The sequence below is a fragment of the Sneathiella chungangensis genome (genome assembly GCF_009882935.1).
Taxonomy (GTDB): domain Bacteria; phylum Pseudomonadota; class Alphaproteobacteria; order Sneathiellales; family Sneathiellaceae; genus Sneathiella; species Sneathiella chungangensis.
The window spans coordinates 216,748-243,196 of the sequence record NZ_WTVA01000003.1 but is presented as its reverse complement, the minus strand read 5'-3'; the positions used below and the strand labels follow the sequence as shown (position 1 = coordinate 243,196).

Here is a 26,449-nt window from a genome sequence, read left to right as displayed (position 1 = left end):
CTTTTTGTGTCAGGTCACAGTAATTGTTATGACATATCCCGCGCCGGGAAAAAAGCATTTCGAAGCTTTGCGATGCGCCCGGGCGGCTTTGTTGAGGTATTCTTTCGAGAGATAATGCGGGCATATGCGGATTTTCAAGGCGGACAAGGACGGAATTGCGGCGGCGGCGGGGGAAATTCGCGCAGGCCGCCTTGTCGCCTTCGCGACCGAGACCGTCTATGGCCTTGGCGCGGATGCGACGAATGACCGCGCCGTTGCGGCGATTTACGAGGCCAAGGGCCGGCCGAGCTTCAATCCGCTGATTGTCCATGTGCCGTGCCTTGAGACGGCGCGCACCTATGTCGCGTTCAACGAGATTGCCGAGCGGCTCGCCGCGAAATTCTGGCCGGGCGCCCTCACCCTCGTGCTGCCGCGCGTGGACGACTGCCCCGTCTCGCGCCTCGCCAGCGCCGGGCTGGAGACATTGGCGATCCGCGTACCCGGGCATAAACTCGCGCTTGAGTTTCTTAAAAGCTGCGACCGGCCGCTGGCGGCGCCGAGCGCCAATCCGTCCGGCGGGATCAGCCCGACGACGGCGCCGCATGTCGTTGCCGGACTTGGCGGAAAGATCGCCGGCGTGCTGGACGGCGGCCCCTGCCCGGTCGGCGTCGAGAGCACGGTGGTCGGCTTCGCGGAAGGGGGACAGCCCGTCCTCCTGCGTCCGGGCGGCATCACCCGCGAACAACTGGAGGCCTGCGTCGGTCCCCTCCTCACCCATGAGGCGGACGGCACCAGCCCGAGCCCTGGCATGCTGCAGAGCCATTACGCGCCTGACGCGGCGGTGCGCCTCAATGCGACGAACAAGGAGCCCGGCGAGGCCTATCTCGCCTTCGGGCGCGACCATGACGCCATCGCCGATGTCAACTTGAGCCTGACCGGCGATCTGACCGAGGCGGCGGCGCTGCTTTTCTCGGCGCTGCATTTCCTTGACGAGATGAAATTCAAACGCATCGCCGTCGGCCCGATCCCGGAAGTCGGGCTCGGGCGGGCGATCAACGACCGCCTGCGGCGGGCTGCGGCCCCCCGGGAGGAGAAGGAAGCGGTAGGAACATGAATATCCTTGACGAAATGAAGGCCATTGTCGGCACCAAGCATGTCATTACCGAGGATTCCGACATGCAGGGATTCGTCGTCGAATGGCGCGACAAGTTCGTCGGCCGCGCCCGCGCCGTGGTGCAGCCGAAAACGACGGCGGAAGTCGCCGCCATCGTCAAACTCTGCGCGGAGACGAAAACCAAGCTGGTGCCGCAGGGCGGCAATACCAGCCTTGTTGGTGGATCGATCCCCTTCATGGGCGGCGACGAGATCATCCTCTCCACCGCCCGCATGAACAAGGTGCGGGAGATTGACCGGCGGAACGGCACGCTCACCGTCGATGCGGGCTGCATCCTCGCCAATCTGCAGGAGGTGGCGGAGGACAATGGCTTTATCTTCCCGCTCCGGATCGGCTCGGAAGGAAGCTGCCAGATCGGCGGCAATATCTCGACCAATGCGGGCGGTGTGCAGGTCCTGCATTACGGCAATACACGCGAGCAGGTGCTGGGCCTTGAGGTCGTGCTCCCCGACGGGCAGATCTGGGACGGGCTTACGGGGCTGCGAAAAGACAATACCGGCTATGATATCAAGCAGCTCTTTATCGGCGCGGAGGGCACGCTTGGCATCGTCACCGGCGCCGTGGTGAAAATGTATCCCAAACCAAAATACCAGCAGGTCGCGCTCGCCGCCGTGCCCTCGGTCGAGGCGGCCATCGAACTCCTCGGCCTCGCCCGCGCCATGAGCGGCGATCAGGTGACCGCGATCGAGCTTATCTCGCGCTACTGCATCGATATGGTGGTGCGTCATGTGCCGGATTTCACCGACCCGATGCCCGCCCGCTATGACTGGCATGTGCTGATCGAGCTGTCCTCGAGCGCGACGCCGGAGTTAAAAGACCTGATGGAGAGCATTCTCGCCGCGGGATATGAGCAGGACATCGTCGTCGATGCCGTGGTGCCCGCGAGCGAGGCGCAGCAGCAGCATCTCTGGCGCCTGCGCGAGGAAATCTCGGCGGCCCAAAAGCCCGAGGGCGGCAGCATCAAGCATGATATCTCGGTCCCCGTCTCGCGCTACGCCGATTTCATCCGCGAGGCCGATATTGCCGTCGGCAAGATTATCCCGACGTTCCGCACTGTCGTCTTCGGGCATATCGGCGATGGCAATGTACATTACAACCCGATGCAACCCGCCGACATGGACCGGGAGGAATATCTCTCCCATTGGGAGGAAGTGAGCCGCGCCGTCCATGATATCGCGGTCAGCATGCGCGGCTCGATCAGCGCCGAGCATGGCATCGGCCGGCTGAAGGCGGACGATCTGGTGCATTACAAGCCGGCGATCGAAATTGATCTGATGCGCCGGATCAAGAAGGCCTTCGATCCCGACGGCATCATGAATCCGGGCAAGCTCCTAAAATAGGGTCGGCTGGCCGAAACTTGAAAATCCGGGATTGCGGATAAAGGGCAGGATTTCGTCCGCGGCGACGGGCCGGGAGAAGAAGAAGCCCTGCGCCTGATGGCATTTCGCCGACCAGAGGAATTCCACCTGATCCATTGATTCCACCCCTTCGGCGAGCACCGTGAGGCCGAGGCTGCGACCGAGCGAGATCACCGTCCGGGCAATCGCAGCATCGTCGGCATTGTCGGTGAGGCCGTCGATGAAGGCCTTGTCGATCTTCAGTGACGAGACGGGCAACTGGCGGAGGTAGCTGAGCGAGGAATATCCGGTGCCGAAATCATCGATGGCGAAACTGACGCCGAGCGCGCGCAGATCGCGGAAATTGCCGAGCGTCTGCTCCGGGTTTTCCATGATCACGCTCTCCGTCACCTCAAGCTCGAGAAGCCGCGGCGGGCAGCCGGTTTCGCTCAGCGTCTTCTTGATCAGCTCGGCAAAGTCGTCATTCTGGAAGATCGACAGCGACAGATTGACCGCAACGCGCCAACCGTCCGCCCCCAGATCGAGCCATTCCTTGCGCTGGCGGCAGGCCTCGAACAGCACCCATTCGCTGATCGGCATGATCAGACCGGAGCTTTCCGCGACCGGGATGAATTCGTTGGGCGCGGTGAACTGCCCCGCCTCCCGCTGCCAGCGGATCAGCGCCTCGACACCGATGATCTCGCCGTTTTCCAGATTGACCTGCGGCTGGTAATTGAGCGAAAGATCCTTGCGCATAATCCCCGCCCGGAGCGCATTGTTCATCTCGACGCGGGCGTTGATGTCATTGGCGATCGCGCTGTTGTAGAAACAGAAATAGGTGCCGTTGCGGACCTTGAGATTGGCGAGCGCAATATTGGTGTTGCGCCAGAGCGTCGTGCCGTTGTCGGCATCGGCGGGATAGAGCGCAAGGCCGATGCGCGGGCTGATATGCGGCATGTTCTCGCGCGATGACGGGCCATGCTCGAACAGGCGGTGAATGACCTTCGGGATTTCCTTGAGCTCGCGGTTGCGCATATAGGGCAGACAGAGGCCGAACCCGTTGCCCGAGGTGCGCGCCAGCGAAATGGCATCGGGGAACAGCTGCGTCAACTGCTCGGACACGAACTGCAGCAACTCGTCGCCCGCGTCATGGCCGAGCGCGATATTAAGCTCCGGCAGATGCTCGAGCGTGAACTGCACGACGGCGAAGCGCTTCTTCATCGGTTTCGCCACCGTCTCGATATAGGACTGCACGTCGGAGCGGAATTTCGCGCGGCTATCCAGCCCGGTCAGGCTGTCGTTGAAGGCGAGGCGCTTGATCTCCTCGAACATGTCGGCATTCTCGAGACCGAGGGTGATATTCGCGCAGATCAGTTCCATCTGCCGGGTCTCGAGGAAGGTGAGCGGCGCCCGGTTTTCAAGCACGACAACGCCCTTCAGCCGGTCGTCGCGGCAGATACAGAGGATGCTGACCGCATCGGTGAACAGATTTTCGCGGGCGACCGACGCGGCCAGGATCATCTCGAACAGGTCCTCATCGACCGTCTCGGTGACGCGCCGTTTGTTCGCGGCGAGGAAGCGGCCCTTGCCCGCCGTCACGGAAAGTTCCCCGGAATGTTCATTCGGAATGGCGAAGAAGCAATCCTCGACATTCTTGCAGATGACCTGGAGCTGGGTCAGGATGGTCAGGCAGAAATCCTCGACCGAGCGCACGCCGTAAAGCTCCCGCGTGATATCGAGGATGGTCTGCAGGGACTGCTTGCTGTCCTCCTCCGAGACCAGCCGTTCGTAGGATTGCAGCGCGATGGTCAGGCTGGTGAAAAGCTTCGGCAGGTTGATCGCCGAAATGTCCCGGTAATCGCTGACGTCATAATCGAGGAACCGGTTCTGCGCCTGCCCATCCTCTGGCGTTTCGCCAAGCAATACCACGCGAACGGTGCGGTTGCCCATCTCCTCGCGGATCTTCCGGACCAGAGCAAGGCCGCTTTCGCCCTTCTCGCCCGAGACATCGACGATAAGAACCGCGATGTCGGGATTTTCCTCCAGCATCTGCGCCGCGGCCGCCGCTGTTTCGGCGATCAGGAAGACGACCGGCACATGGCCGAAAACAAAGGTATCGAGCGATCCGTAGGGATCATTATTCTTTGGAATGTTGATTGAAACCAGCAAGACTTTCCGTCTCGGTGCCGGACCGAACAGACGTGAATTTCGTGCCGCCGGCGGGACCGGCGATTTACCCTCAACGGATGTAATCATTACTCTTACACATACGCTTACTTTCCCCCAGGTCAATCATCATGAGTCAAATAGAGTTAATTCGCAAATTATTTCGACGAATTTCATAAAAAAGAAGGATAAACCCTCTATATTTAGTGGGTTTTACAGGTTATCCACACAAGGCTGACCGGTCCCCGGGGCAAAAAGCCGCCGTCCCCTCCTCTCAGGTTGACATTGAATATCGGAAAGACTAGTGCTTGCATTCCGATTTTACAGTTACCTAATATGACGCAGGCGAAAGATGATGGAAACCACCGTCAATGCATCCGGGGATTGCGCCGGGCTGACGCCCCACCCCTTGCGGTTCGATATCAGCAACGAGCTGCATGCGCGCCCATTCGAGCAGATCGTCGCGCCGCTGACGGCCACCCATTACGCGATGTTTCACGAGGAGCATCTGGAAGAGCAGGAATACCGGCATATCTGCGATCTCTGCCGCCGCTACGGCCTGCATCCGCCCGCCGAGAAGGCCAGTCATTTCTCCGCCGATTTCGGCAATTTCCGCCTGCGCTGGGAACGCCATGCGGAATTCACCACTTATACCTTCTTTCGTGCCAACCGGAAGGCGGAGCCCTTCGCCACGACCGCCTGCGCCGAGGTGCCCAAGGAATGGCTGAGCGGCCTGCCCGGCTTCCTGCTGACGGCGATAAAGGCGGAGATCCTGGCGAAGGACCAGCCGCGCCCCGAGGAGAGCGAGCTTGAGAAATATTTCGTCTCCGAAAGCCTGGTCAGCAGCCTCATCGGCGGCAACGCCGCGCAGCTCTGGACGGATTTGCGCATCGACAAGGACGGCTATAACCGCACCCTCGTCTATGACCATGGCATGACGCCGCGCAAGGCCGGGCGGGTTTTGTTGCGGATATTCGAGATCGCCGTCTACCGCAATCTCGCGCTCCTCGCCCTGCCGCTCGCCCGCGAGGTCAGCCTGAAAGTCGCGCTGATCAACAGCGAACTTGCGGACCTGACCGAGCAGTTGAGCGAGGCCGGCGACGCCGAAATGGAAGCCGCGCTGCTGCGCGATCTCACCCGCGTTTCCGCCGAGATCGAGACCCTGTCGGCGCGCACCGCCTATCGCTTCAGCGCGACGCGGGCCTATTACCCCATCGTGCTCTCGCGCATCGCCGAACTCAAGGAGATGCCGGTCGATCCCTATCAGACGGTCGCGGAATTTCTCGACCGCCGCCTCGCGCCCGCGGTCCGCACCTGTAATTCGGTGGCCGACCGGCTGGGTGACCTGTCACGGCGGGCGACGCGCTCGGCCAACCTGCTGCGCACCAAGACGGATTTCGCCCTCGCCGAACAGAGCCAGCAGCAGCTCGCCGCCATGAACCGGCGGGCGCAGCGCCAGCTCCGCCTGCAGGAAACGGTGGAGGGGCTGTCGATCGCGGCAATCAGTTATTATCTCGTCAGCCTGATCGGCTACGGCGCCGAGGCCGGGCATAATCTCGGCCTGGCGGTCAATGTCGATCTGGTGAAGGGCGCCTCGATCCCGGTGGTGATCACGGCGGTCTGGCTGGCGCTCCGGCGCTTCAAGAAACGCCTCTACCGCGACAGCTGAACCGCCGCCCTCCCTATTTCACGACCAGCTCCGGCCCCATGAAGGTTGTCGGCAGCCAGGTCGACAAGAACGGGATGTAGGTCACCATGATCAGGAACAAGAAGAGGATGCCGAGCCAGGGCAGCGCGGCCTTCACCACGCGCATGATCGGCATGCCCGCTATCCCCGAGGTCACGAACAGATTGAGCCCCACCGGGGGCGTGATCATGCCAATCTCCATATTCACCACCATGATGATGCCGAGATGGATCGGGTTGATCCCGAGCTCGATGGCGATCGGGAAGACCAGCGGCGCAACGATGACGATGAGGCCCGACGGCTCCATGAACTGCCCGCCGACAAGCAGGATGACATTGACGATGATCAGGAAGACCCACCAGTTAAACCCGGCGTCCAACATCGCGCCGGCGATCTGCTGCGGGATCTGCTCGTCGGTCAGCACATGCTTGAGGATCAGCGCGTTGGCGATGATGAACATCAGGGTGACCGTTAGCTTGCCCGCCTCGAACAGGGTGTCGCGGGTGTCCTTGTGGAAGAACACGGTGATCAGCGCCTGCGGTTTACGCCAGAGCGGGATCGGATCCTGCCCCTCCCCGCGGTGCAGCGGGCCCATGTCGCAATAGATGAAATTGGCGATCAGGAAGGCATATACGGAGGCGACGGCCGCCGCCTCGGTCGGGGTGAAGACCCCGCCGTAAATGCCGCCGAGAATGATGATGATGAGGAACAGGCCCCAGGCGGCGTCGCGGGCGGCGGCGAACACCTCGCCCCAGCCCAGCCAGTCGCCCTTCGGCAGGCCCTTGTATTTCGCGGCGATATAGATGCCGACCATCAGCATGAAGCCCGCCAGCAGGCCCGGGATGACGCCCGCCAGGAACATCCGCCCGACCGACACATCCGTCGCCGCCGCATAGACCACCATGACGATGGAGGGCGGGATCAGGATGCCGAGAGTCCCGGCGTTACAGATGATGCCGGCGGCGAAATCCTTCTTGTAGCCGACCTGGGTCATGCCGGCGATGACGATGGAGCCGATGGCGACCACGGTCGCGGGGCTGGAGCCCGAGAGGGCCGCGAACATCATGCAGGCGAACACCCCGGCGATGGCAAGGCCGCCGCTGAAATGCCCGACGATGGCGATCGAGAAACGGATGACCCGCTTCGCCACGCCGCCCGTCGACATGAAGCTGGAGGCGAGGATGAAGAAGGGGATCGCCAGCAGCGTGTAATGCCCGGCCATGGCCTCGTAGAAGGTCTGGGCAACGGAGGCGAGCGAGCTGTCGGAGAGCGTCAGCAGGAAGACGATGGAACTGAGCCCCAGCGCAATGGCGATGGGAACGCCGAGCAGCAGGAGACCGATGATAATGACGAACAGGAGGACGACTTCCATGGACTATTCCTCCCGCTTCACTTTGGCGGCGGCTTCCTCGACCGCATCCTCGGCTTCATGGCTGACGATGATAAGCATCTGCCTGCCGGTATAGACGGCCCAGGCGGCCTGCAAAAAACGATAGAACAGCAGCCCCATGCCGATTGGCAGCATTACATAGGGGATGAAACGCGGGATTTTCTCGTACCGCTCCCCGTCGTTGAACCAGTTGCTGAGGAACTGGAACATGTCCGGCATGAAGACGTCGTTGGTTTCATACCAGCCCTTGGCGAGATAATTCTCCTGGAACCCGGTCGGGAACCAGCGGCCGGTCGTCGCCGGGAGATTGGCGAAATTCGCCCAGAAATCCCATCCGCCCTTCAGCAGCAGGAAGGCATAGACAAGACAGCAGGTAACGGCGATCAGCGTGCAGGCCTTTCGCACCGGCGGCGAGAGCAGGTTGACCACCGCATCGACACCCAGATGCGCCGTCATCTTGACGCAGTAGCTGACGCCGAGAAGCACCAGCCAGGCGAACAGGATCGACGTGGTCTCCAGACCCCAGAGAATATTGGAATTGAAAACGTAGCGGGCGACGACATTGGCGAAGGTGATCAGGGTCATCAGACCCAGCATGATCGCGATCAGCGTTTCCTCCAGCCTGTCGACAAAGGTCCTCGCTTTATGTGGATTTAAACCCGACATGGCCTCCCCCCTTGCCCGGTACCGAAAAAGCAACTGGCGCGGAGGTCATCCGCGCCAGCCGTTGCCAACATCAGTTGGTCATATTGAAATTCTGCGCCTCGGCGATGTTGTCGGCGCCGACATCGGCTTCGAACTTCGCCCAGACCGGCTTCATGGCATCAACCCATTTCTGCCGCTCTTCCGGGGTCAGGGTGCGGACGACGCCACCGGCATCGATGATCGCCTGCTTGGCTTCCGCGTTGACCTTGGTCGATTCCGCATTCCGCGCTTCCGTCACTTCCTTCATGATCGTGGCGAGCTGGGTGCGGACGTCATCGGGAAGACCATCCCAGAAACCCGTCGATGTGACGACGAGATAGTCGATCACGCCATGGTTGGTTTCGGTCGTGCCGTCCTGGACTTCGAAGAATTTCTGGCCGTAGATGTTGGACCAGGTATTTTCCTGTCCGTCCACCGTGCCCTGCTGCAGGGCGCCATAGACTTCGGAGAAGGCCATTTTCTGGGGATTCGCGCCGAGGGCGTCCATCTGCGCGACGAGCACGTCAGAGGATTGCACGCGGAACTTCAGCCCCTTGGCGTCTTCCGGCAGGATCAGCGGCTTGTTGGCCGAGAACTGCTTCATGCCGTTATGCCAGAAAGCGAGCCCGAGCAGGCCGCGTTTCTTCATGCTTTCCTTCATCTTCTGGCCGGTGTCGGAATTCTGGAATCCGTCCACCGCGTCGATATCCTTGAACATGAAGGGCAGGTCGAAGATGCGGAACTGCTTGGTGAACTGCTCGAACTTCGACAGCGACGGCGCGGCCAGCTGGACGTCGCCGTTCAGCAGGGCTTCGAGAACCTTGTCGTCGTTATAAAGAGTCGAGTTCGGATAGACTTCCATGCATGCCTTGCCCTGCATCTCGTCATTCACCCGCTGCTGCAAGAGACTTGCGGCGATGCCTTTCGGATGCTTGTCGGTGTTGGTCACATGGCTGAACTTGATAACGATTTCGCCCGCATCGCACTGCGCATAGGCGGCGGTGCCGGATGCCATCAATAATGCGGTCGCAGCCGCGACCAATAATGCTTTACGCATATTTTCTATTCCTCCCGAATATTGTAGGTCTAAGAATCAAACGCGCTTTGTCAGCGTCTTATTGGCTAATATAGTCTTTGCAATTTATTCTCCACTAATTTTTTGTCTTTGCAACAAAAACTTAGCCGGTGGAATTCAGGTTGCAGTGCAGCAAAAAATTTCGGATATTCCGGCGCGACACAGGATGGACGGGAAGATGGAAATAACCATTCGCGATTTTGACGAAAAAGACGCCGCGGCCACCGCCCGGCTTTTCTTCGAAAGCGTCCGGCGTGGGGCCGCCACCCGGTATAGCGAGGCGCAGCGGCAGGCCTGGGCACCGGACCTTCCGGACCCCGCGGAATGGCGCGACCGGCTTGGCGGATTGCGTACCTGGATTGCCGAGGTGGAGGGAAAAATGGCCGGTTTCATGTCGGTGACGCCCACAGGTCACCTTGATCTAGCCTTCGTTCATCCCGACTGGATCGGCGCGGGCGTCGCCAAGGCGCTTTACGGCCCTGTTGAGCAATATGCGCGGCAATCGGGCCTTTCACGGCTGACCAGCGACGCCAGCCTCCTCGCCCGCCCGTTTTTCGAGCGCCAGGGCTGGCAGGTCCTGCGCGAACAACAGCCGGTAAGGAACGGCGTCGCCCTCGCCAATTTCCGCATGGAGAAAACGCTGGATTGACGGAGCGGCTTCCCCGTCGGCGCGCCCTCGGCTATAGTCGCTGCCAAGCAAGAACAAGAAGAACAGGGATGGCTCATGGATTTACCCCTAAGTGATGCAGAATCGGCGATGCTCGCCCGTGCCGTGGAATTCGCACAAATCGAGGTCGCCCCGAAGGCGCAGGCCTGGGAAGACGACCGCCGCCAGCCGATCGAGGCGCTGAAGGCCGCCTCCCTCGCCGGTTTCGCCGGACTGGAAGTGCCGGAGAATCTCGGCGGGTTCGGCGGCCGGTTCCGCCTCAAAGCCCGCCTCGCCGAGGAAATGGCGCGGCATTGCTTCGCCTTTTCCTTCTCCCTGATCAACCATATGGGCCTCGCCGGGAAGATCGCCCGCGACGCGCCCAGGGAGATTGCCGGAAAATACCTGCCGGAAATGCTGGCGGGAGAGGCCATCGGCTGCACCGCCCTGACCGAGCCCGCGGCCGGCAGCGATTTCTCCGCGATTACCACCCGCGCGAAAAAGGTTGAGGGCGGCTGGATCCTCAATGGCGAGAAGGCCTGGATCACCAATGCGGCGCATGCGGACCTGATGTTCCTCTATGCGCAGACGGATCCGGCGGCGGGCTGGCGCGGGGTGGCCGGTTTCCTCGTTGATGCGCGGGAGGACGGTGTGTCCCGTGTGCCGCCGTTCCAGATCATGGGCGGCCATGCCATCGGCACCGGCGGGTTCAGGCTGGAAGATCATTTCGTTCCCGACATCCGGATGATGAGCGCGCCGGGCGATGGCTTCAAGGCGGCCATGGCCGGCGTCAATGCCGCGCGCAGCTATGTTGCGACCATGTGCTGCGGCATGACCGAGGCGGCGATCGAGCTGGCCGCGAAATACGCAAGCGAGCGTGCTGCCTTCGGCGGGCATATCGCCGATTTCCAGGGGCTTCGCTGGCGGCTTGCCGATGCCCAGACGGAGGTGGAGGCCGCGCGCCTTCTCGCCTATCGCGCCGTGCTTGCGGTGGAGAATGGGACGGAGGCCGAAATTCCCGCCGCCCATGCCAAGAAATTCGCCGCCCGCATGGCCGATGAGCAGCTGTCGCGCTGCATGCAGGTGATGGGCGCGGCGGGGCTGAAACGCGACTACCCGATCGGTCGCCAGATCGCCTGCGCGCGCATCGCCAATTATGTGGACGGCACAACCGAAATCCAGAACGAACGCATCGCCCGCGCCCTCTTTAAAAAAGCGGAGACGAAAAGCGGACCCCGATGATCCGACTTGCTGAAAAAAGCGATATCGACGCCCTCCTCCCATTGATCGAGGGGTACTGGCGATTTGAAGGATTTCCAAATTTTGAAGAGGCGCGCATCCGGCGAAACCTTGACTGGCTTTTTAGGCATCGCGATGCGGGCGAGGTCCATCTCGCTCTCAAACGCGGACAGGCAATCGGCTATCTCCTCCTCGTCTATAATTTCAGCCTCGAGCATGCCGGGCTGATGGCGGATATCGACGAATTCTATATCGCTGACGCGCATCGGTCGAAAGGGACCGGCGCGGCCCTTCTCGCGGCGGCGGAAGCGACAGCCCGGGCACGCGGATGCCGGAGTCTAATGCTGCAGGTCGGTCAGCGGAATACGAGGGCCCGCGCCTTCTATGTCAAAACCGGATTTCACCCCCGCTCCGGCTTCGAGTTGCTTGAGAAGGAACTCTGAGTCATGATGACAAAACGCCCATAAAAAAGGATAAGAATAATGAGCGAAACCCACGCCTTCAAACGCAGCCACGATATCCTGATCACGGCACCGGCGAGTGCCGTGCTCGATTATGTCAGCAACCCCAATTCCTGGCCCGAATGGATCGCCTCGTCCCACGAGATCGACAGCCCCGACCGCCCCATGCGAAAGGGCGATACCTTTATCGAGCAATGGAGCACGCGGAGCGGTCCGGCGCAGCTTGACTGGGTGGTGACCGATTGCGAGCCGCCGCATCTCTGGATCGGCGAGACGAAAACGGATTTCATCGGCACCATCATCGTCCGTTATGACGTAAAGGAGGAAGGCAATGGTGAGGTCCGCTTCACCCGCACAATGATCAATCCGGCGCGCCCCAAACCGCCAACCGAGGATCAAATCGCGCGGATGGACGCGGAGGCCGAGGTTTCCCTCGCCAATATCAAGCGCAATGTCGAGGCGAAAGTCACCAAGGCGTCATAAAAATCCGGTTGACAGATTAGCCCTGCTGTTGCGTCTATCATGCTCGACCTGCCCGCATCGCAACGACAGGACTTTTGAGCATGAACATCGACGCCACACCAGCGAAAGAGGCGCCGGAAATCGGTGAGCTGTTCGCCGCCTTCGGGCGCATCGGGCTGCTCTCCTTTGGCGGGCCGGCGGCGCAGATCGCGCTGATGCACCGGGTGCTGGTCGATGAGAAGAGATGGCTTTCCGAGCGGCGGTATCTGAATGCGCTCAGCTTCTGCATGCTGCTGCCGGGGCCCGAGGCAATGCAGCTCGCCACCTATGCGGGCTGGCGGCTGAAGGGGCTTTGGGGCGGGTTGATGGCGGGATTGCTGTTCGTCCTGCCCGGCGCCGCCGTGATCCTCGCGCTCGCGGGCCTTTACGCGTATTTCGGCTCGGTCCCGCTGATGGCGGCGCTCTTCCTCGGGATCAAGGCGGCCGTGGTCATCATCGTGATCGAGGCGCTGTTGAAGGTGGCGCGCCGCGCGCTTAAAAAAATGATCTACTGGATCATCGCCGCCCTTGCCTTTATCGGCATCTTCTTCCTCGCGCTCCCCTTCCCGCTCATCGTGTTCGCCGCCGCGCTATTCGGCTTTTTCTGGCGCGATGAGACCCATGAGAGCGAAACGCTGCCCGCCGTCCGGAAAACCGCCCCCTTGCAGACGGCGCTCACCATCGCGCTCGGGCTGGTGATCTGGTGGGCGCCGGTGCTCCTCATCGATCAGCTCTCCGAAACCCCCATCCTCACCGAGATCGCGCTCTTCTTCTCGAAGCTCGCGGTGGTGACCTTCGGCGGCGCCTATGCGGTGCTCGCCTATATGGCGCAGGATGTAGTGGTGAGTTTCGGCTGGCTCAATGCCGGACAGATGATGGACGGCCTCGGCCTCGCCGAGACGACGCCGGGGCCGCTCATCCTGGTGACCGAATTCGTCGGCTTCCTCGCGGCCTTTCGCGAAGGTGGGTTTCTGTTAGGGCTTGCCGGGGCGGCGCTCACCCTCTGGGTGACCTTCGTGCCCTGTTTTCTCTGGATCTTCGCAGGCGCGCCCTATATCGACCGGATTTCGAACCAGCCGCGGCTCGCGGGCGCGCTCAATGCCATCACGGCGGCGGTGGTCGGGGTGATCCTCAACCTCTCCCTCTGGTTCGCGCTGCATGTCTTCTTTACCGAGGTGACTATGCGGGAGGCCGGCCCCCTCACCCTCTGGCAGCCCATGCTTGCCTCCTTCGATGCCCGTGTCCTGGCACTCGCGCTGATCAGCGGCTTCCTGCTGCTCTACCGGCACTGGCCGATCACGCCGGTCCTGCTGGTCGCGGCGGCGGGCGGCGTGGCCCTTGATTATCTGGTCTAGGCGGGCGGGCGGCCGCAGATCAGATCGTAAGCGTAGCGCTCCTTGAGAAGGCCGTTATAGGCGAAGATATCCATGGTCGCCTCATAGGCGGCTTGCGTGATTTCCACATGCGGCGTCCAGCAGCCGAGCGTCTGGTATGTGGCGATACAGCGCGTGAGCGCCGCCTCGTCGATATCCGGGAAATAGGGTTTCTCCGCCTTCGCAATCTCCGCGGCGGGGGTTTCCGTCATATAGGCCCGCGTCTTGCGATAGGCGCGCATGAAGGCCGCCGCCATATCGCTTTTCAGCCAGTCCTTGGTGGCGGCAAGGCTGGAAAAACCGCAAGTTCCGATCTGTTTGCCGACCTCAGCGACGATATGGCCGATACCCTCCGCCTCCAGCTGCTGCGGGAACGGGCCCTGCTGCTGCACATAGTGGCCTTGCCCTTCGCGGAAGGCCTTGTCCATGGCCGCCGCGCCGCCGACATTGATGACCTTGATCCTGTCATAGTCGATCCCGGCCTTGTGGCAGGCATATTTGAACATGACGAGCGGCTGCCCGCCGCCAAAGAGGACAACCTCCGCCCCCTCCAGCTTCTTCCAGGTGAAATCGGGGTCGGGCTCCCGCGCGGTGAGAAAGAATCCATCCATCTCGTTGATCTGCGCGAAATGGGAAATCGTCATCTCCTCCCCCCGGGCGAGCGCGCCAAAGCCATGGCTCAGGGCCGATTGCACCACATGGGCGCTGCCGTCCTTCAACGCATCGATGGCGCTTTTCCCGGGCGCCGAGACGGACCAGACAGGCTCAAGCCCCTCCGCCTTCAGAAAGCCGCCCGACATGGTCGAGATCAGCGGCGAGTAAAAAGCCGAGAAAAGCGTGAACTGGATATGGATCTTTTCCAAGGCGCGGGCCTCCCTTTTTCTTGTTATGGCGCGGCTAGGCTAGCACGCTCCCTACTCGGCGGCAATTTTCCTATCGTCCGCCGTCAGCCTGTCTTCCTCGTCCCAGCGGAGTGCAACTTCATTGAGGCCCTGCAACACGCCATGCAGCTCAGATCCCCGCGTGGTCAGCGAATAATAAACCGTCGGCGGCACCGTCGGCTGATAGTCGCGATGGACAAGGCCCGAGGCCTCCAGCTTGCGCAGGCGATCGGTCAGCACCTTCGCCGAGATATCGGGAATGCGCGCCGCCAGTTCGCCAAATCGCAGGCTGTTTTCATTCGACAGCAGCCACAGGATATAGGGCGTCCAGGGGCCCATGATCTGGCCGAGAATGCTCTCCATCGGGCATTGGTTGGGGTTATGTTTCGGGCTCATTGCATTTTTCTCCGAACTTTCTCAATACTTACCATTAGGTAACTACTTGCAAAAAGAAAGTAAAGGGCCCAGCTGTTGAATATCACGAATTATTTTAAAGGGCGTCACGCCAGACAGGAGTACAAAATGACGAAAATTGCGATCATCTATTTCAGCGGCTACGGCCACACGGAAAAACAGGCCGAGGCCGTGAAAGAGGGCGCCGCCGGCGTCAACAGCGCCGCGGTCAGCGTCATCCGCATCCCCGAGACGGGCGATCTTACCGAAACCGATTGGGACACGTTGAAAGAGGCGGACGCCATCATCTACGGCAGCCCGACCTACATGGGCGGACCGGCCTGGCAGTTCAAGAAATTCGCCGATGAGAGCTCCAAGCCGTGGTTTGCCTCCGCCTGGAAGGACAAGATCGCCGGCGGCTTCACCAACTCCGCCACCGTGAACGGCGACAAGGGCGCGACGATCAATTATTTCTTCACCCTGTCGCAGCAGCATGGCCAGATCTGGGTCGGCACCGGCCTGCTTCCGTCCAACCAGAAGCAGCACGGCCCGGACGACGTGAACTGGACCGGCGGTTTCGCCGGGGCGCTGGCGGTTTCCCCCTCCGACGCCTCCCCCGACGAAGCGCCGCGCAAGGGCGATCTCGAGACCGCGCGGCTCTATGGGGAGCGGATCGCGCAAATCGCGGTACGGACGCAAGACGCCCTCGCCGCCTGATTTAACCCTTTCTCTCCGAAACGGTCGCGCGCGCAGGCGGGCGGCCGTTTTTATGTGAAGACAGTTGAATTCCGGCGGTAAATGCGACATTGTCCGGGGAGTAATTTCATTATAGCCGACAAGAGATTTGATGATGCCCGAACCTCGCTCCCCCCGCCTTGCCGTCCTGATCGATGCCGACAACGCCTCCGCCCGGATTGCCGATGGCCTGTTCGAGGAAATCGCCAAGATCGGGGAGGCCAGCGTGCGGCGGATTTATGGCGATTTCTCGCATGCCCGGTCGAAAAGCTGGGCCGATGTGCTCCAGAAGCATGCCATCATGCCGCATCAGCAGTTCGCCTATACGACGGGCAAGAATGCCTCCGACATCGCGCTGGTGATCGACGCCATGGACCTCTTGCACAGCGGGCGCTTCGACGGCTTCTGCCTCGTCTCCTCGGACAGCGATTTTACGACCCTCGCCGCCCGCATCCGCGAACAGGGGATCGACGTCTATGGCTTCGGGGAGCAGAAAACCCCCGAAAGCTTCCGGCAGGCCTGCCGCCGTTTTATCTATACGGAAAACCTGCGCGGCGTCACCGAGGAGAGCCAGAAAGGTGGCGGCGCCCCGAAAAAATCGCTGGAACCGATTTCCAAGGCAACCCAGCAGATCAAGAAGGCCATTGCCGAGCTCGACAGCGACGATGGCTGGTTCGCGCTCGGCCATGTGGGCAACCAGCTCCTCAACCTCAATTCGGACTTCGACCCGCGCAACTACGGCGTCCCGAAACTGAGCGACCTCGTGCGCAAGACAAACGCCTTCGATATCGAAACCCCGAAGGGCGGCTCCATGCGCATCCGCTTGAAGCCACCCGCCGGGAAAAAGAACGACTGATTACCTGTCTGTCATTCCGGTGAAGCCGCCCCGTCAGCTCGCGTCGCCGACGGTAATCCCGAGGCCCTGAAGCTCCGCGTCCGTAAGCCCGCCCTCGGTCGTTCCGAGACTGCTATGCGCGAGGGTGACGGAGAAATCCGCCTGTCCCTCGACCGTGAGGATGGTCCGGCTTCCCTGTTCGTCAAAGTTGACCATGCCCGCGCGGTCCTCTGCCGCGGCGACGCCCAGCGCATCGAAAATGCCGTCAAGATCGATGACATCGCCCTCGGACGCGTCGAAATCGATGATCCGGTCATGGCCCTCGGTGATGGTCAGAACGCCGCCCGCATCCGGCGCGACGCCGTCATAGACGAAGCTGTCCGCGCCGTCCAAGAAATCATCGCCGCCGATGAGGCTGATATAATTCGTGATGTTATACATATTGAAGGCGTCGCCATAGAGGCCGTTCGACTGGCTGTCGCCGTAGAGGCTGTCCTCGCCGCCGGCATAATCGCCGCTGGAGATATCGTGCTCGTCCCCGTACAGATCCGGCGTTCCCGCCGCCGCATATAAAGTATCGTCGGTTCCATAAATTATTGCCATATCAATTTCCCAATATATTAAATAATAAATTAAAAATAGATTTTTTTTACTTAGTTTACTTTATGTAATTTTCAATTTTTATTTATTTTTATTTATAATTATTTAGAAGGCCCGCGCCGCACCCGGTTAACCGGAGAGTTCAAAATTTCCATTGACTCTTTTTATTTTTCTAATATGTTAATTAACATAATAGTTAAACAAAAGAGCATCCATGTCCAATTTATCGAGTACCTTTGCCGCGCTGGGTGACGCCACGCGCTTCGCGATTGTCGAAAAGCTGCTTCAGGAGGGAGAGCTGCCCGCCGGGGAGCTGCGATCCGTGGGGCAGATTTCCGCCCCCGCCATCTCGCGGCATCTGAAAGTCCTGCGCAAGGCGGGCGTCGTCGAGCAGCGTATCGATGCGCAGCGCCGCCTCTATTCCGTCCGTCCCGAAGCGGTGCAGGCGATCGGCGCCTGGTCGATGAGCTACCGCGACTTCTGGCAGAAGAGCCTTGACCGGCTTGAAATGGCCCTAATTAAGGAGAGCAAGAAAAAATGAGCACACTCACCCTTGAACGCAGCTTCCCCGTCGATCCGAAAACCGTTTTCGATTTCGTCACCCAGACCAAGCATCTGCTGAAATGGTGGGGACCGGAGGGGATGAGCGTCCCTGAACATAATCTCGATCTCTCGAAGCCCGGCAAATGGATGTCGGTGATGGTCAATGCCGAGGGCGGCCGCCACAAGGTGACCGGCGAGGTGACCAAGGTCGATCCGCCCCGCTCCGTCGAGTTTACCTGGGGCTGGCATGACGACACGGATGCGCGCGGCCATGAAAGCCGGGTGCGGTTCGAGGTCGAGCCGAACGGGTCCGGCGGCGCGGTGTTCCGCCTGATCCATTCCGACCTGCCCGATGATGAAAGCGCCGCCAACCATAACGAGGGCTGGACGTCCTGCCTTCGCAAACTGGAACGACTTGCAAGCTGACCTTTACCCTTAGCCAACAGGAGGAGAAGAAAGATGCCAAAATTTGTATTTGCCTATCATGGTGGTGGAATGCCCGAGACAGAAGAAGAAGGCGCTAAATTGATGGCCGCCTGGGGCGCCTGGATGCAAAAACACGAGAAGGATTTCCTCGACCCGGGCAACCCCGTCGGCATGTCAAAAACCGTAACTGCGACAGGTGTTGAAGATAACGGCGGTAGTAATCCGCTCTCAGGCTATGCCCTTGTCAACGCCGCCGATATGGACGCGGCAATATCCATCGCAAAAGGCTGTCCTATTACAGAAAGCGGCGGGACCGTCGAGGTCGTGGAAGCCATCAATATATAAGACTGCCGGATTCGGCAACAGGCGCGATGCCGGGCGGGAATTTCCGTCCGGCATTTCTGCGCGCGTCAGTTCCGGTTTATCTTGAGGAGCACGACGCCGGTGAGCGTCATGAAGGTGGCGACGAGCTGGAGCAGGCTCAGCCGTTCTTTCAGGAAGAAGACGCCGAAGAGCAGCGCGAAGATGATGCTCGTCTCGCGGACCGCGGCGACAAGGGCAATCGGCGCGACCGTCATCGCCCAGATCACCGACCAGTAGGCGGTCAGGCTCATCAGCCCCATCAGGGCGGCGGTTTTCCACACCCGGCCAATTTCCGGCAGGGCCCGCCCCCGCCGCGTTGCCAGGACATAGGCGATAAAGGGAATCCCCTGCAGCCCCATCATCCAGACGGTGTAGCTATGGGCGTTGCCGGCAATGCGCGCGCCGATTCCGTCGGTCAGGGTATAGAAGGCGATGAACAGGCCCGTGCCGAGAGCGAAGAAAACGGCGGGCGGGTTCCAGAGCTTCTGCGCCCCGCGGGTGAGCGACAGGCTCATGATCCCGAGCGCCATGATCACCACGGCGATCATCGCCTGCGAGTCCAGCGCCTCCCCGATCACGAAGACCGAGACCAGCGCAACGATCAAGGGCGCGGAGCCGCGCGCGAGCGGGTAGACATGGCTCAAATCGCCGAATTTATAGGCCGACAGCAAAAACACCTGATATCCGATATGGATCAAGACCGACGTCGCGAGATAGGGCCAGCTTTCCACCGCCGGCAGCGGCAGAAAGAGGGCAACGGCAAAGGCGATCAGCCCGCTTGCCGCCATCATCACCGCCATGAACAGCACGCGATCGCCGTTCATCTTGACGAAGGCGTTCCACGACGCATGAAGCAGCGCCGCCAGCAGCACGATCAGAAAAACCGGTAATTCCATCTCACTTGTTCCTGCCTGCCCGCATTCGGGCTTACGTTCCTGCCTCTACCACAGCCAGTCTGTCCAGCGCCATGGCAAAGGCGGCACTGTCCGGGAAAACCTGATACCCGGCGACGCGTCCCTCCCGGATGGTGAAGATATTGCTGACGACGGCCTCGATGCGGCGTCCCGTTGCCTTCGCCAGCCATCTCCCGCGCAGCACGACAACCACCGAGTCCTCCGCGATCAGCCTCTCAAGCGGTTCCACATTTTCGATGACGAGATGCTCCGCCACATGGGAGAGGAAGGTCCGGAAGGCATCGAACCCCTGCCAGGTCCCTCCCCAGGGCAGCAAGCCTGTCGCATCGTGATACTGAACCAGGATATCCGGTGCGACAATTTCCCGAAGATCGCTTTCCTTGCCGGATTGCAGGGCCTTGTAATAGCTGTCCAGCGTTGTCTCGATCGTCGTCTCTGTCATCTGTTCACCCGCACTCACTCAAAAAGAGAGGCCGGGAAATTCGCCCCCCGGCCTCCGCTCGCGATATATCTGCCGCTTAGGTCTGATCGTCGGTCTTCGCGCCGTCCGCCGCGCGGCCCACGGCGCCCGTGCCGGCCTTCGCGCCGCTCTCATCGGCATAGCCCTGGCTGGCAAGGATGACCTGGCCGTTGGAGGCCTTCAGGTTGAAGTACCATTTGCCGTTCTTGCCTTCCTTGAACTCGTAGCGGCCTTCGTCACCGGCATTTTTCTTGACCGATTCGATGCCATTTTCGGCGCTGGCTTTCGCCTTGTAGCCTTCCGAGGTGCCAACGACCTCGCCATTGCCCGCTTTCAGCCGGAAACGGAATTCTCCCGCCTTGTCCTTGTAAAGCTCGAATTTGCCTGCCATGTTTCTTTACTCCGCTGTTGGTTCAATTGTATTGAGACCGTCAATACTGCCCCACGATCGGCCCTCTCCGCAACAATTACTTGGTTTTATCCGGCGGCGCGGGCGATCGCCACAACCAGAACATGGATTGCCAGATAAATCACAATCACGCTGCCGATGGTATAGAAGGTCGCGCGCATCTCGTGGGACTGTTTCGTCGCATAGGCGATGGCATGCAGCAGCCGCGAGATGACGAAGCCGTAAAACAGGATTTGCGCGAGCAGCAGGTCCGGATCGACCGCGACGAACAGAAGCCCGGCAATCAGGAAGGCCGGGATATTCTCAAGATCATTGCGGTGCATCCGCCGCGAGCGGTCGACATAATCATTGACTTCCAGCTGCTCGGGCCGCGGGTTCTTGTTGATCATGCCCGCCTTCAGGTCTTCGGGGCTCGCATAGCCGCCGCCGATTTTCAGCATGCGGTAGACCGTCACCCAGCCCTGCCCCATGATTTTCAACACCATCAGAGACGCCGCGATCGCATAGGCGGCAAATACCGGATTTGCCAGAGTGAAACTGTTCATGGGCCTCCCTCCCCGAAAAATGAACGCGGCCGCATCATCGCATGGAGTGCCACCCGCCCGCAATTGGCTATTGCGGCGCCCGTGGAGATTGGTATTCTGTCTTTCAAGAACAACAACGCCAAAGGCGACGACGAGGAGGCAGGACCATGGATGCAGCGGTCGACAGCAACCGGGAAATCGACGGTAAAACCCAGTATTTTGACGTGCTGATCATCGGGGCGGGCATTTCCGGCATCGATGCGGCCTATCATCTGCAGAAATACTGCCCGGAAAAGAACTTTGCCCTTCTCGAGACGCAAGAGACATTCGGCGGCACCTGGGCGATCCATAAATATCCCGGCATCCGCTCGGACAGCGATCTCTTCACCTTCGGTTTCAAATGGAAGCCCTGGACCGACAAGCCCATCGCGACGGCGGACAAGATCCTCCGTTATCTCGACGAGAGCCTGGATGAGAACGACCTGCGCCGCCATATCCGCTTCAACCACGAGGTGAAAACCGCCCGCTGGTCGAGCGAGGAGGCCCGCTGGTCACTTGAGGTTCTGGATAAGAAAAACGACGTAATTCGTAAGTATGAATGCAATTTCCTCTGGATGTGCCAGGGCTATTACCGGCATAGCGAAGGCTATATGCCCGACTATCCGGGGCGGGAGAATTTCAAGGGGGCTGTCGTCCATCCGCAAACCTGGCCGGAGGATCTCGACTACAAGGGCAAGCAGGTGATCGTCATCGGCTCCGGCGCGACGGCGGCGACCCTGATCCCGGCGATGGCGGAGGAGGCCGGCCATATCACGATGCTGCAACGCTCCCCCACCTTCTTCTCGGCCCGCGCCAACCGCGAGGAGATCGCGGAAACCCTGCGCGCGCTGGAGGTGCCGGACGAATGGGTGCATGAGATCACGCGGCGCAAAATCCTCTTTGACCAGAAGGAAATCACCCGCCGCTCCTTCACGGAGCCCGAAAAACTGCGCGAGGAACTGATCGAGGGCGCGAAGAGCTATCTTGGCGACAGCGTGCCGGTGGACCCGCATTTCACGCCGAGCTACCGCCCCTGGCGGCAGCGCATCGCCTTCGTGCCCGACGGCGATCTGTTCCAGGCGATCAGGGGCGGCAAGGCCTCGGTTGTCACCGACCATATCGATCATTTCACGGAAAACGGCATCCTGCTCAAGTCCGGCAAGGAGCTCAAGGCCGATATCATCATCTCGGCCACCGGCTTCAATATGAGCGTGCTTGGCGATATCGACTTCACCATCGATGGGAAGCCGCTCAAGTTCGGCGACTGCTGGTCGCACCGGGCAATCATGTTCTCGGGCATCCCGAACATGGCCTGGGTATTCGGATATTTGCGCACCAGCTGGACCATGCGCTCCGACTTGGTGGCGGAATTCGTCTGCCGCCTGTTGAAGCATATGGCTGAGAAAGGCGCGCGCATGGTGGTGCCGGAGTTGCGGGAGGAAGACAGGGACATGCCCGAAAAACCCTTTGTCGATCCCGAAAACTTCAACGCCGGTTATCTGATCCGAGCGCTGAAACTGATGCCCAAGCAGGGCGACCGCGACCCCTGGCTGCATACCCAGGACTATTATTCCGACAAGGAAACCATCGCCGCGGCGGACCTTGACGACGGCACGCTGATCTACAAATAACGGTCACATCCGGGCGGGCGGACCGGTCCCGCCTGTCACAAAATTTTAACATAAAATGTATATACATACGATATGCATTCGATACACTCATGCCTATGCAAGGAGCAAATTTACCCATGCCGGCAGAAAAAAAGCGGAAGAAGAAGGAACGGAAAGACAGCCAGTTGATCATTCGCATCAAGGGTAAGGAACGGGATCAGTTTGTCGCGCTTTGCGAAGAGCTTGACACCAGCGCCGCGCGCGAGGTCCGTCGTTTCATCCGCGATTTCCTGAAGCAGCATGCCGCCTCGGATTGAGCCCCTGCATATTTCAATTCACTAGCAAGGAAAAACCGATATGGCGAAGAAAGTGAAGATCAAGGATCTGAAAAAGGAAATCAAATCCCGCAAGGCAAAAATCGCCAAGCAGGAAGGCAAGCTGAAAAAGGCCAGAAAAGCCCTGAAAAAAGCCGCCTGACGGCGATTACTCCGACAAAGGCTGGCCATCGCGCCGGCCTTTTTACCCGCGCGAAAAGGATGACAACTATGCTGACAGTATTTGATGTGAAGGGCGTCGGTCCAACAACGGGCACGGGCCTTACCGAAAAGGGAATTACCACCGCCGAACAGCTTGCCGGGGCCGACGTCGCCGACTTGCTCTTTGTTCCCGGGATTGGCGAAGCGCGTGCGAAGGGACTGATTGCCGCCGCGAAGGCCGCTCTGGCTCCGGCGCCGACACCGACGCCCGCCCCTGTCGCGAAATCCGTACCGGCGACGGCGGTGAAGACCAGCCCCCCGGCGGACGCCAAGGCGAAGCCGGAAAAGGCGAAGGCCAAGAAGGTGAAAACCGATAAGGTGAAGAAGGCCGGGAAACCAAAGAAAGACAAGAAGAAGGACGCGAAGCCCGCGAAAGCGAAGAAATCCGAAAAGGCTGAAAAATCCAAAAAGGCCGCGAAGCCGACGAAGGACAAGAAGGACAAAAAGCCCCAGAAGGACAGCAAGGCGAAAAAAGACAGCAAGAAGAAGGACAGCAAGTCGACGAAGAAGGCGAAGCCGAAAAAGAAGAAAAAATGAACTCCTGCTGGCGAACTCCCGCCGGAGCCGCTAAACTGTTCCTTATTCAAGAGCATGGTCCCCTGATACCGTGATAGTTGTGGTGTGGGGTAATTTGCGTATCTCCCCGTTCCCGTCATTTCCCCCGCGGTATCCCGCTTACACGCCTGTCTATCGACGGAAGGAGAGTGTGATGGAAACTATGGGATGGGGCAGCGGTCTTGGCGCGGCCGCTTTCTGGGCGTTTCTCGCCATCATCATCGCCGCCGGAATCTGGTATGCGGCGCGCCGCAGCGACGCGCAGCAGGAAACCCTCCGCCACCTGATCGACAGCGGCCAGCCGCTCGACGAGGCGCTGGTCGACAAACTGCTCGATGCCAACGGGCGGCTTGACCGCAGCCTGAAGGCGGCCGGGGTCATTCTCCTCTTTATTGCGCCGGGCGTCGCCATTCTCGGCTGGTTGCTGGCGCGGCTCGATCCCTGGGTCTTCACCGCCCTTCTCGGCGCGGCCATCGTCATCGGCTGCGCGGCGTTCGGCCTGCTTGCCGCCGCCGGCTCCATCCGGCGGAGCTATCACGGATCCCGCGGTCACCGCCGCCACCGCCGGATGCGCTAGGGGCCGACGCGCTATTCCAGAAGCTTGTCGACTATTCTCCGCGCTGCCCTATAGTCTTTATATTCCATTTTCGGAATATTTATGGGAGGAGAGACTAAATTGGCCGATACCAACACGGGTACCTGCTTTTGCGGCGCTGTCGAAATACAGGTGAGTGGCGCGCCCGAAGGAATGGGCTATTGTCATTGCGCGTCCTGCCGTTCCTGGTCGGCGGGCCCCGTCAATGCCTTCACGCTCTGGAAACCCAAGGCCGTCAAGGTCACCAAGGGCGCGGAACATCTCGCAAGCTTTTCGAAGAACCCGAGCAGCGTGCGGCAATTCTGCAGACTTTGCGGCGGCCATCTCATGACGGATCATCCGGCGATGGGGCTGACCGACGTCTATGCAGCGACGATCCCGACCCTCCGGTTCGAGCCCGGTGTGCATGTAAACTATGCCGAGACCGTGCTACGGATGACGGATGGCCTGCCGAAGCTGCGGGACTTCCCGGTCGAGCTCGGCGGCACCGGCGACGTCCTGCCGGAGTAGCGGAGCAATCCGGACCTATGCTATGATGTCTTCATCGGAATACCAATGGAGACATCATGACCCGGACTTTGCTTTGCCTTGCTTTCGCGATGGCCATCGCCACCGCCACGACCGCGCAGGCCGATGGCGATCATGCCCCGATTGGGCGGGCGATCAAGGATGTTCCGCTGTTCGATGCGCATATCCATTACAAGGAGCCCGCCTGGGAGCCCTACCCCGTCAAAAGCGTGATCGAGCTGATGGATCGGAACGGCGTCGCCATGGGGCTGGTTTCCTCGACCCCCGACGAGGGGACGATCATGCTGTGGGAATATGCGCCGAACCGCATCGTGCCGGAGCTGCGTCCCTATCACGGCAACGCCGGCTCCGGTAACTGGACGAAAGCGCCGGGGATGGAGGAATATCTCGAGGAACGGCTCGCGAAATATCCGCATGAGGGCATTGGCGAGTTTCATATCCATAATCTCGACCCGACCGACCGGCCCTTGCTGCAAAAGGTGACGGCGATGGCGAAAAAGCGCTCGATCCCGATCCATGTCCATTCCGGCGCCGATCCGGTGCATCTGCTCTATGAGCTGGAGCCCTCCCTCACCATCATCTGGGCCCATGCGGGGATGAGCGAGCCCGCCGATGTGGTCGAGACGATGCTGGAAACCTATCCGACGCTCTATGCAGATACCTCCTTTCGAGAGCGGGATATCCTCGCCTCCAACGACCAGCTCGACCCGCACTGGCGCCGCATCCTCATGCGCTTTGCCGACCGGCTGATGGTCGGCACCGATACCTGGGTCAACGGCCAGTGGGACAATTATTCCGAGCTGATTTCCCTCAACCGTCAATGGCTCGCCCTGCTGCCGCGCGAAACCGCCGAGCAGATCGCCTATAAAACGGCGGAAAAACTCTTCAACCGCAAAGTCTCCATGGACCAGATCGGCACGAAGTGAGGGATCGCCGACCCGTTGCCGACCGCGCTAGATGCGCTTTTTCTCATTGGCGAAATGACTGAGGCCGAGCCATGTCTGCATGTTCTTCGCGAGCCCGGGATCGCCCTCAAGGACAAGGCATTCCGTCTTGCGTTCCGTTGCGACGGTCGAGAACCCCATCCAGATGGCGGTCATGGTTCTGAGCGTCGTCCGGACGTAGAGCTCAACCTCGAAGCCCGGATCGACGGAACAGATATCCACCTCCCCATCCGGCTCGACGATCAGCCACCAGTACTCCTGTGATGCGGGCAAGTCGGTGTAATGGAACTCGACGACATTGCGAACCGAGGGCAGCGGCGAGGGTTTGAGGTTGCGCCGCATGTCCCACATCAGCAGGTTCGGATCGAGATTATCGAGCGCCAGGTCGGTGCTGACCCATCTCTGACCCCAGATGCCGATGCTCTCGATAACCGCCTGCAAATCCCGACCCGCTTCCGTCAGGCAATATTCATGGCGGCTTCGGTCCGCGGCGGCGGCCGTCTTTTCAACAATTCCGGCAATTTCCAGCTCCTTCAGCCGCCGCGAAAGCAGCGCCGGCGACATCCTCGGCAGGCCACGGCGGAGGTCGTTAAACCGGGTCGAGCCCGCCACCAGTTCCCGGATCAGGACGATGGTCCAGCGGGTCCCGAGGATTTCCGCGGCCATGGCAACGGGGCAGAATTGTCGGTAGCTTGCCTGCATGACGGTCTCCTTCTCTGTTCGTTGGTGACCGGCATGTCCTGCTTAAGAAATGTATATGGCCCTGAGGCGCGGTACAGTTCCTGAACTGGACGGCATTTGCATCATGCCCTAGCTTTTTCCTTCAGGAAACAGAAAACAGGAATTT

General features: G+C 60.4%; 31 protein-coding genes. 19 read left to right on the top strand and 12 right to left on the bottom strand.

Annotated elements, in window-relative coordinates; genetic code table 11:
- Window positions 1-124: 124 nt before the first annotated feature.
- Both GQF03_RS08230 and GQF03_RS08225 read left to right on the top strand, forming a co-directional pair.
- Complete coding sequence (locus GQF03_RS08230; protein ID WP_161338765.1) at window positions 125-1,093, top strand: L-threonylcarbamoyladenylate synthase; 969 nt, start codon at window positions 125-127, stop codon at window positions 1,091-1,093.
- On the top strand, window positions 1,090-2,493 hold the full coding sequence (locus GQF03_RS08225; protein WP_161338764.1) for an FAD-binding oxidoreductase: 1,404 nt from the start codon (window positions 1,090-1,092) through the stop codon (window positions 2,491-2,493). The genes GQF03_RS08230 and GQF03_RS08225 overlap by 4 nt, the downstream gene beginning before the upstream one ends.
- Here the strand turns inward: GQF03_RS08225 and GQF03_RS08220 are convergent.
- The gene (locus GQF03_RS08220) at window positions 2,485-4,746 is read right to left on the bottom strand and encodes a bifunctional diguanylate cyclase/phosphodiesterase (protein WP_161338763.1); all 2,262 of its coding nucleotides are present in this window, start codon (window positions 4,744-4,746) and stop codon (window positions 2,485-2,487) included. The genes GQF03_RS08225 and GQF03_RS08220 overlap by 9 nt on opposite strands.
- Before the next feature lie 262 nt (window positions 4,747-5,008).
- Between GQF03_RS08220 and GQF03_RS08215 the strand changes: the two genes are divergently transcribed.
- Window positions 5,009-6,325, top strand: a complete 1,317-nt coding sequence (locus GQF03_RS08215; protein ID WP_161338762.1) for a DUF3422 family protein — start codon at window positions 5,009-5,011, stop codon at window positions 6,323-6,325.
- A 13-nt stretch (window positions 6,326-6,338) separates the two neighbouring features.
- Here the strand turns inward: GQF03_RS08215 and GQF03_RS08210 are convergent, their stop codons facing one another.
- The 3 genes from GQF03_RS08210 to GQF03_RS08200 form a co-directional block, all read right to left on the bottom strand.
- Window positions 6,339-7,715, bottom strand: a complete 1,377-nt coding sequence (locus GQF03_RS08210) for a TRAP transporter large permease (RefSeq protein ID WP_161338761.1) — start codon at window positions 7,713-7,715, stop codon at window positions 6,339-6,341.
- Between the two features lie 3 nt (window positions 7,716-7,718).
- Window positions 7,719-8,399 (bottom strand): TRAP transporter small permease, encoded by a 681-nt coding sequence (locus GQF03_RS08205; protein WP_161338760.1) that lies wholly within the window; start codon window positions 8,397-8,399, stop codon window positions 7,719-7,721.
- Between the two features lie 70 nt (window positions 8,400-8,469).
- Window positions 8,470-9,474 carry a TRAP transporter substrate-binding protein gene (locus GQF03_RS08200; protein WP_161338759.1) on the bottom strand — a complete coding sequence of 335 codons (1,005 nt, stop codon included), beginning with the start codon at window positions 9,472-9,474 and terminating at the stop codon, window positions 8,470-8,472.
- Window positions 9,475-9,670: 196 nt separating this feature from the next.
- Between GQF03_RS08200 and GQF03_RS08195 the strand changes: the two genes are divergently transcribed.
- The 5 genes from GQF03_RS08195 (at window position 9,671) to chrA (ending at window position 13,694) form a co-directional block, all read left to right on the top strand.
- Window positions 9,671-10,141, top strand: a complete 471-nt coding sequence (locus GQF03_RS08195; protein ID WP_161338758.1) for a GNAT family N-acetyltransferase — start codon at window positions 9,671-9,673, stop codon at window positions 10,139-10,141.
- A gap of 75 nt (window positions 10,142-10,216) precedes the next feature.
- Window positions 10,217-11,380, top strand: coding sequence for an acyl-CoA dehydrogenase family protein (locus GQF03_RS08190; protein ID WP_161338757.1), 1,164 nt, complete (start codon window positions 10,217-10,219; stop codon window positions 11,378-11,380).
- Window positions 11,377-11,820 carry a GNAT family N-acetyltransferase gene (locus tag GQF03_RS08185; RefSeq protein ID WP_161338756.1) on the top strand — a complete coding sequence of 148 codons (444 nt, stop codon included), beginning with the start codon at window positions 11,377-11,379 and terminating at the stop codon, window positions 11,818-11,820. The genes GQF03_RS08190 and GQF03_RS08185 overlap by 4 nt, the downstream gene beginning before the upstream one ends.
- A gap of 39 nt (window positions 11,821-11,859) precedes the next feature.
- Window positions 11,860-12,321: an SRPBCC family protein gene (locus tag GQF03_RS08180; RefSeq protein ID WP_161338755.1), complete on the top strand. Its 462-nt coding sequence runs from the start codon at window positions 11,860-11,862 to the stop codon at window positions 12,319-12,321.
- A gap of 80 nt (window positions 12,322-12,401) precedes the next feature.
- The gene (chrA, locus tag GQF03_RS08175; RefSeq protein ID WP_161338754.1) at window positions 12,402-13,694 is read left to right on the top strand and encodes a chromate efflux transporter; all 1,293 of its coding nucleotides are present in this window, start codon (window positions 12,402-12,404) and stop codon (window positions 13,692-13,694) included.
- Here chrA and GQF03_RS08170 read toward each other — a convergent pair.
- Window positions 13,691-14,575 (bottom strand): ABC transporter substrate-binding protein, encoded by an 885-nt coding sequence (locus GQF03_RS08170; protein ID WP_161338753.1) that lies wholly within the window; start codon window positions 14,573-14,575, stop codon window positions 13,691-13,693. The genes chrA and GQF03_RS08170 overlap by 4 nt on opposite strands.
- Window positions 14,576-14,626: 51 nt before the next feature.
- The gene (locus tag GQF03_RS08165; RefSeq protein ID WP_206376310.1) at window positions 14,627-14,989 is read right to left on the bottom strand and encodes a winged helix-turn-helix transcriptional regulator; all 363 of its coding nucleotides are present in this window, start codon (window positions 14,987-14,989) and stop codon (window positions 14,627-14,629) included.
- A gap of 126 nt (window positions 14,990-15,115) precedes the next feature.
- Between GQF03_RS08165 and GQF03_RS08160 the strand changes: the two genes are divergently transcribed.
- The gene (locus GQF03_RS08160) at window positions 15,116-15,703 is read left to right on the top strand and encodes a flavodoxin family protein (RefSeq protein WP_161338752.1); all 588 of its coding nucleotides are present in this window, start codon (window positions 15,116-15,118) and stop codon (window positions 15,701-15,703) included.
- Window positions 15,704-15,833: 130 nt separating this feature from the next.
- Window positions 15,834-16,577 carry an NYN domain-containing protein gene (locus GQF03_RS08155; RefSeq protein WP_161338751.1) on the top strand — a complete coding sequence of 248 codons (744 nt, stop codon included), beginning with the start codon at window positions 15,834-15,836 and terminating at the stop codon, window positions 16,575-16,577.
- Window positions 16,578-16,610: 33 nt separating this feature from the next.
- Here GQF03_RS08155 and GQF03_RS08150 read toward each other — a convergent pair whose 3' ends face one another.
- Window positions 16,611-17,159, bottom strand: a complete 549-nt coding sequence (locus GQF03_RS08150) for a type I secretion C-terminal target domain-containing protein (protein ID WP_161338750.1) — start codon at window positions 17,157-17,159, stop codon at window positions 16,611-16,613.
- A gap of 211 nt (window positions 17,160-17,370) precedes the next feature.
- Here GQF03_RS08150 and GQF03_RS08145 point away from each other — a divergent pair, with 211 nt between their 5' ends.
- Genes GQF03_RS08145 through GQF03_RS08135 form a run of 3 tightly spaced genes read left to right on the top strand, consistent with a single transcriptional unit; the run spans window position 17,371 to window position 18,470 of the window.
- On the top strand, window positions 17,371-17,697 hold the full coding sequence (locus GQF03_RS08145; protein WP_161338749.1) for an ArsR/SmtB family transcription factor: 327 nt from the start codon (window positions 17,371-17,373) through the stop codon (window positions 17,695-17,697).
- Window positions 17,694-18,125 (top strand): SRPBCC family protein, encoded by a 432-nt coding sequence (locus GQF03_RS08140; RefSeq protein ID WP_161338748.1) that lies wholly within the window; start codon window positions 17,694-17,696, stop codon window positions 18,123-18,125. The genes GQF03_RS08145 and GQF03_RS08140 overlap by 4 nt, the downstream gene beginning before the upstream one ends.
- A gap of 33 nt (window positions 18,126-18,158) precedes the next feature.
- The gene (locus tag GQF03_RS08135) at window positions 18,159-18,470 is read left to right on the top strand and encodes a YciI family protein (protein ID WP_161338747.1); all 312 of its coding nucleotides are present in this window, start codon (window positions 18,159-18,161) and stop codon (window positions 18,468-18,470) included.
- A 65-nt stretch (window positions 18,471-18,535) separates the two neighbouring features.
- On the opposite strand, the gene GQF03_RS08130 is transcribed toward GQF03_RS08135, so the two are convergent.
- The 4 genes from GQF03_RS08130 to GQF03_RS08115 form a co-directional block, all read right to left on the bottom strand.
- Window positions 18,536-19,384, bottom strand: a complete 849-nt coding sequence (locus tag GQF03_RS08130) for a DMT family transporter (protein WP_161338746.1) — start codon at window positions 19,382-19,384, stop codon at window positions 18,536-18,538.
- A gap of 31 nt (window positions 19,385-19,415) precedes the next feature.
- Complete coding sequence (locus GQF03_RS08125; RefSeq protein ID WP_161338745.1) at window positions 19,416-19,844, bottom strand: nuclear transport factor 2 family protein; 429 nt, start codon at window positions 19,842-19,844, stop codon at window positions 19,416-19,418.
- 76 nt (window positions 19,845-19,920) lie between these two features.
- A complete protein-coding gene (locus tag GQF03_RS08120) occupies window positions 19,921-20,253 on the bottom strand; it encodes a YegP family protein (protein ID WP_161338744.1) in 333 nt (110 codons plus the stop codon).
- Window positions 20,254-20,339: 86 nt separating this feature from the next.
- Window positions 20,340-20,816, bottom strand: coding sequence for an MAPEG family protein (locus tag GQF03_RS08115; RefSeq protein ID WP_161338743.1), 477 nt, complete (start codon window positions 20,814-20,816; stop codon window positions 20,340-20,342).
- 146 nt (window positions 20,817-20,962) lie between these two features.
- Here GQF03_RS08115 and GQF03_RS08110 point away from each other — a divergent pair, with 146 nt between their 5' ends.
- The 6 genes from GQF03_RS08110 to GQF03_RS08085 all read left to right on the top strand — a co-directional run bounded on the left by GQF03_RS08110 (window position 20,963) and on the right by GQF03_RS08085 (window position 25,584).
- On the top strand, window positions 20,963-22,465 hold the full coding sequence (locus GQF03_RS08110; protein ID WP_161338742.1) for a flavin-containing monooxygenase: 1,503 nt from the start codon (window positions 20,963-20,965) through the stop codon (window positions 22,463-22,465).
- A gap of 116 nt (window positions 22,466-22,581) precedes the next feature.
- Window positions 22,582-22,761 (top strand): hypothetical protein, encoded by a 180-nt coding sequence (locus GQF03_RS08105; protein ID WP_161338741.1) that lies wholly within the window; start codon window positions 22,582-22,584, stop codon window positions 22,759-22,761.
- Window positions 22,762-22,989: 228 nt separating this feature from the next.
- A complete protein-coding gene (locus GQF03_RS08100) occupies window positions 22,990-23,517 on the top strand; it encodes a helix-hairpin-helix domain-containing protein (RefSeq protein WP_161338740.1) in 528 nt (175 codons plus the stop codon).
- 172 nt (window positions 23,518-23,689) lie between these two features.
- A complete protein-coding gene (locus GQF03_RS08095; RefSeq protein WP_161338739.1) occupies window positions 23,690-24,112 on the top strand; it encodes a DUF6249 domain-containing protein in 423 nt (140 codons plus the stop codon).
- Window positions 24,113-24,211: 99 nt separating this feature from the next.
- Window positions 24,212-24,640, top strand: coding sequence for a GFA family protein (locus GQF03_RS08090; protein WP_206376318.1), 429 nt, complete (start codon window positions 24,212-24,214; stop codon window positions 24,638-24,640).
- Between the two features lie 56 nt (window positions 24,641-24,696).
- A complete protein-coding gene (locus GQF03_RS08085; protein WP_161338737.1) occupies window positions 24,697-25,584 on the top strand; it encodes an amidohydrolase family protein in 888 nt (295 codons plus the stop codon).
- 27 nt (window positions 25,585-25,611) lie between these two features.
- Here GQF03_RS08085 and GQF03_RS08080 read toward each other — a convergent pair whose 3' ends face one another.
- A complete protein-coding gene (locus tag GQF03_RS08080) occupies window positions 25,612-26,304 on the bottom strand; it encodes a winged helix-turn-helix transcriptional regulator (RefSeq protein ID WP_161338736.1) in 693 nt (230 codons plus the stop codon).
- Between the last annotated feature and the right edge of the window lie 145 nt (window positions 26,305-26,449).